The organism is Nonomuraea lactucae (assembly GCF_003313395.1).
GTDB lineage: Bacteria > Actinomycetota > Actinomycetes > Streptosporangiales > Streptosporangiaceae > Nonomuraea > Nonomuraea lactucae.
On record NZ_QNFZ01000819.1, the window covers coordinates 1 to 5,487 of the forward strand.

Here is a 5,487-nt window from a genome sequence, read left to right on the forward strand (position 1 = left end):
CGCGAGGTGCGCGGCGTCACCGGCCCGCAGCGCGCGCACGGCCGCCACCGCCACCTCGGGATCGAGGCCGTTGCCCGAGGGCACGGCGCGGGCCGCCGGCATGCCCTCGGTGCGCCTGCTGTCGAGCCGGGAGATGATCACGTCGCCGTCCAGCGACTCCGCCACGGGGGCGTACCCCATCGCGCGCAGCGAGTCGACCAGCGCGGCGCGCGGCGTGCGGGAGGCGATCACCGTCGGGGCGAGCCTGCGCAGCCGCAGCGAGGTGGAGCGGCGGTCGGCGGTCAACTGGTCGAGCAGGGCCGGGTCGTCGCAGCGGATGTACGCGCTGGCCGTGCCCACCCGGATGCGCCCGTGCCGCCGGGCCACGTCGGCCACCAGGTAGGACAGCGCCTGCGGCACCGGGGTGGCCGAGTGGCGCCCCAGCGCGGCGAGCAGCTCGTCGGCGCCCTGCCCGGCGTCGAGAGCACGCCGGATGGAGCCGTCGCTGAACCGGTAGACGGTCGCGCCGCCCTTGGACTCGATGTCGGCGGCGAGCGTCATCCACCGGTTGAGCTCGCTGGTCAGCGGGCCCGGCGCGACGGCGGTGAGGTCGGCCTGGAGCAGGATGTGGTCGACCGGCTCCGGCAGCAGGGGCGCGAGCGCCGCGGCGGCGTCGTCGCCGGACAGCAGCGCGCGCCCGTGCCCGGAAAGCACGCCGAGCCCGCTCACGCCGAGCTGCTCGGCCTCGCGCAGCGCGAACTCGGTGAGTTGCTCGCGCAGTGGCCCCCGTCTGCGCGGCTGCTCCCAGGTGAGCCGGTCGAGCACCGACCCCGGCGTCGGCGCGAGTCCGGGCGCGCAGGCGAGCACGCCCAGCGTCGCCGCCCGCACCGGCGCGGCGGACGACCTGCGCAGGTCGACATGGAGGGCGTTCAGCGGCCGGTCGCGGTCGTCACGCTCGCCGACCAGGCCGGGCACCCGGTCGGTGTGCAGCCAGGTGACCGCCAGCGTGACCCACCGGTCGGCCGTCGGCCTGACCCGCCACAGGTCGTAGCCGCTGGTCGGCAGCCACTCGCCGTCCACGCTGCCACCGGAGGCGACCAGGCCGGCCGCGTGCGCCACCTCCACGACGAGCGCGGCCGCCCACTCCGGCACGTCCAGCTCGGTCGCGGTGCGCTTCATGTCGCGCACGCCCAGCCCGCCGGTGCGCAGCACGCCGGGCGGGTCGACGCTCCAGCGCTCGCACAGCTCCTCGACGGCCCTGACGAACATGAACGCCTGACCGGCCGCCGTCCGGTCGGCCAGCTTCTGGTCGCGTGCCGCCCCCTCCAGAGCGGGCGGCACGGCGAGCAGGTCGCGGTGCACCCGGCCGCCGCGCAGGTGCAGGCCGACCTCGCGCGGCAGCGTCACGCTCTCCTCGCCCGTGGCCGCCAGCAGGCCGCGCGCCAGCAGCTGCTCGATGGGGGAACGGGCGGAGCCGACGCGCACCTCGCGCCTGGCGTTGGGCACCCGTCCCGTGGGCGGGCCCCAGGCGAGCTGGTCGAGCGCTGCCCTGGCCTCGTCGGAGACCTCCTCGATGAGACCGCACGGCTCGGCCAGCGCGGCGGCGAGGCGCTCCTTGCCCGTGCCGGCGGTGCCCGCCGCTATGTCGTCGGCCATCTCGTCGAGCTGCTCGGGCGGGTGGTGCCGGAACACCTCGACCGCGGGCGGCCCGAGCCCCGCCGGGTCGTCGAGCACCTTGCGGACGCCCGGGGCCAGGGCGATCCGGTCGTCGGGGCCGTACACGAGAGCCAGGTCGCGCAGCCGGTCGAGCGCGGCGGACAGCGCCGGCTCCGGCTTCCCGGGCCCCGTCCGGCCAGGGGCGAGCGCCCTGCCCACCAGCTCTCGCAGCGTCGCCTTCGGGACGGCCCCGGTCTGCACGGCCAGCGTCTCGACGACGGCGAGCGTGAAACGGTCGAGCCGGTCGAGCACCCTGCCGATCGCCGACGGGCTGCCCGCCCGCGACGCGAGGCCCTCCAGGTGGGCGGGCACCGGAGTGATCAGCTCGGGGCGCGCGGAGACGAGCGCCCGCAGCTGGTCGTCGGTACGCCCCCTGATCCACTCCGTGAACTCCATCGATGCCATGGTATGTCCCGCCCCACGGGGCGGCATGGCGCGCGCGACCGAGGGGCGGAAGCGTGGTGGGTCAGCCGACGCGCGCCGGGCTCGACTGCAGCCCGACGGCCAGCCGCACCCAGGCGGCGACGAACCGGTCCTTCTCCACGTGGCCCGGCGAGTCGCCCACGGTGTCCTGGAAGAGCCGGTAGTGCACCACCGCCCCGCCGAGCACGGCCGCGATGCCGTGCCAGTCGGCGTCGGCGCCGCTGTATTCGGGCTGGGTGCGGAACCAGGTCGTGATGGCGTCGAACATGGGCTGCAGCAGCCCCTCGCGGACCACCGCCACCAGCTCGGGGAACTGGCTGAGGTCGCGGAAGAACACCCGGGTGAGCTCCGACTCCTCGCGCACCTTGGCCAGCCCGGCGCGGCACAGGCGCGACAGCCGCGCCTCCAGGTCGACGGAGTCCTCCATGTCGCCCAGCTCCGCCAGGCTCTCGGCCACCTGGGTGCGCGTGCGCGCCGCGTGCTCGTTGATCGCCGCGGCCAGCACCTCGTACTTCGACTTGAAGTGCCGGTAGAGCCCGCCCGCGCCCGGCGAGAGGCCCGAGGCGGCCTCGATCTCGGCCACCGACGTGGCGGAGTAGCCCCGCTCGGCGAACAGCCGCAGCGCCTCGTCGATGATCCGCTCGCGGGTGCTCACGGCCACGCGCGCGCCCCGCCTCGCGGGCTCCGCGCGGGCCGCGTCCGGCGATCTGGTCATGTGCTGGTGACACCTCCCTTCCAACGGTCCCACACCAGGGCGCGTTACGCCTGTCCCGTACTCGTTTGGCATCCTGCACCGTGTGGGGAAGTCGGTGGGTTTCGATCTGGACATGACGTTGGCCGACACGCGGTCGGGCATCGCCGCGGTGTTCGACGAGGTCTCGGCGCGGCTCGGCGTGCTCATCGACAGCGCCGCGGTCATCTCCCGGCTCGGGCCGCCGCTGGAGATCGAGCTGGCGAACTGGCTGCCCGCGGAGGCCGTGCCCGCCGCGGCCACCCTGTTCAGGGAGCTCTACCCGGCCGTGGCCGTGCCCGTGCACACCGCCATGGCCGGCGCGCTGGAGGCCCTCGGGGCCGTACGCGCCGCGGGTGGCAGGGTGATCGTCGTGACCGGCAAGAACGTGCGCGACGCGACGAGCACGATCAGGATGCTCGGCTTCGAGGTGGACGAGATCGTCGGATCCGTCTTCGGAGCCGCCAAGGGAACGGCACTCGCGCGCTTCGGCGCCGCGGCCTATGTTGGTGACCATGTCGCCGACATCCAGGCGGCGCGGGCGGGCGGCGCCGTCAGCGTGACGGTCGCGACCGGCCCCTACACGGTGGAGGAGCTGCGTGATCACGGAGCGGATGTGGCACTGGGCGACCTGACCGAATTCGCCGGCTGGTACTCCGGCTGGCGTCCCCCCGGCGGACCCGGGTGAATCGCAGCGTAATTACCTGGTCGCCGCCGGGCTCTCCGGGGCATAACCTTACATCGCATTCATCCTTACGACTGTTCGAACGAGGTCCCTCCTGTGCCGAGTGGCAAGGTCAAGTGGTACGACGCCGACAAGGGTTTCGGCTTCCTCACCCGTGACGACGGCGGTGAGGTGTTCGTGCATTCCTCCGCGCTGCCCACAGGAGCCGGGCCACTCAAGCCCGGCCAGAAGGTGGAGTTCGGCGTGGCGGAGGGCCGGCGGGGTCAGCAGGCCCTCTCGGTCAGGATCCTCGACCAGCCGCCGACGCTGGCCAAGACGAAGCCCAAGGGCAAGCGGAAGAAGCCCGACGAGATGGTCGTCATCGTCGAGGACCTGATCAAGCTCCTCGACGGGGTCTCCACCTCCTACCAGCGGGGCAAGCATCCCGACGCGGCCCACGCGAAGAAGATCGCGCAGGTGCTGCGGGCCGTCGCCGACGACCTCGACGCCTGACCGCTCCACCGACCTCGTAACGGCCCGGGCGCCCGGGTCTGGGGCGTTCGGGGTGCTAGGCGTTCGGGTTGGTCAGCGGCTTGGTCGAGTCGAGGGGGTCGCGGGGCCCCGGGCGCTGGTCGCGTACGGTCGCCTTCAGCTTCGCGTTGACCGCGCGGACGCGGGCGCGCCTGCGGATCACCAGCCAGCCGAGGGCGGCGGTCAGCGCCACCGCGAGCGTGACCAGCCCGGCCGCGCCGCTCTCGGTCAGCGACAGCATCAGCCCGATCAGCCCGCCGAACACCCAGGCGAGCTGCAGCAGCGCCTCCACCACGCCGAAAGTGGACGAGCGGACCTCCTCGCCGATCTCCCGCTGCACGATCGCGTCGAGGGCGAGCTTGCCCAGCTCCTGCGCGAACGCCGTGACGAGGGAGATGGCGACCGCGGTCCACAGGCCGAAGAAGACCGCGGTCGCGATCGTCGTCGCGCTGGTGAGGGCGAGCATGAGGAGCACGATCACCTGTGGCGAGTGGTTGCGCGCCCAGTTGGCGACGGCCGCGCCGACCAGGCCGCCCATCCCGGCCGCCGCCGCGAGCAGCGCGATCGTCTTCGGCACGTCGAACAGCGGGGCGGGCCCGGCCAGCCACGGCACCTCGCCGTCCTGCACCAGGAAGAGCAGGAAGAACAGCAGGAAACCGGAGAACAGGCGGATCGCCACGTTGGCCCAGACCGCCTCGGCCACCGTGGGGCCCACCTGAAGGAGCGTGCGCCACCGCGCCGCCCTGCCCTGCTCGCCGTCCTCCTCCTCCAGATCCGGGGAGTCGACGTGCCGCGGCAGCCGTACGGAGAAGACGCCGACCAGCAGGAACACGATCATCGCGATGCGCAGCACCGCGGCGCTGCCGAGCCAGGCCGCCAGGCCCGCCGCCACCGGCACCACCAGGCCCGCCGAGACCAGCGTGAACAGCGCGACCCGGGCGTTGGCGGACACCAGCGTGATGTCGGCGGGCAGCACGCTCGGCATGATCGCCGCACGTGACACGTTGTACGCCTTCGACAGCACCAGCACGCCCAGCGCCCCCGCGAACAGCGTGACCAGGTCGCCAGGCCCGACGGCGGCGGCCATGGCGAAGCAGAGCAGGCCGCGTCCGAAGAGCGTGCCCGCCATGACGTAGCGGCGCCCCGACCTGAAGCGGTCGAGGATCGGCCCGACGAACGGCGCCAGCAGCGCGAACGGCACCATCGTGATGACCAGGTAGAGCGCCACGGGCCCCCGGGCCTCGCCGACCGGCACGCCGAAGAACACCGTGCTGGCGAGCGCCACCGTGACCAGCGCGTCGCCCGCGCTGTTGCCGGCGGTGAGCTCGATCAACCGGCCGAGCCCGGTGCGGTCCGCACCGTTGGCGTGGGTGAGGCGACGGGTCGCCCGGCCGACCGTGCGCGCGCCGCCTGCCGTCGCGAGGCCGGCCCGTCTGGCGCCCCG

Annotated in this window: 5 protein-coding genes; 2 read left to right on the forward strand and 3 right to left on the reverse strand. The window is 74.0% G+C overall.

Annotated features, from left to right (window positions below):
* Positions 1–2,091, reverse strand: a 2,091-nt coding sequence (locus DQW85_RS28525) for a helicase-associated domain-containing protein (protein ID WP_113702966.1), incomplete at its 3' end; no start/stop codon positions are given.
* A gap of 70 nt (positions 2,092–2,161) precedes the next feature.
* Complete coding sequence (locus DQW85_RS28530) at positions 2,162–2,833, reverse strand: TetR/AcrR family transcriptional regulator (RefSeq protein ID WP_240197489.1); 672 nt, start codon at positions 2,831–2,833, stop codon at positions 2,162–2,164.
* 82 nt (positions 2,834–2,915) lie between these two features.
* On the opposite strand from DQW85_RS28530, the gene DQW85_RS28535 reads away from it, so the two are divergent.
* On the forward strand, positions 2,916–3,536 hold the full coding sequence (locus DQW85_RS28535; protein WP_240197490.1) for an HAD family hydrolase: 621 nt from the start codon (positions 2,916–2,918) through the stop codon (positions 3,534–3,536).
* Positions 3,537–3,629: 93 nt separating this feature from the next.
* Entirely contained in the window at positions 3,630–4,025 is a 396-nt protein-coding gene (locus DQW85_RS28540; protein WP_113702964.1) for a cold-shock protein, read from the forward strand.
* A gap of 55 nt (positions 4,026–4,080) precedes the next feature.
* Here DQW85_RS28540 and DQW85_RS28545 read toward each other — a convergent pair.
* The coding region (locus DQW85_RS28545) for an MFS transporter (protein ID WP_113702965.1) at positions 4,081–5,487 on the reverse strand (1,407 nt) is incomplete at its 5' end.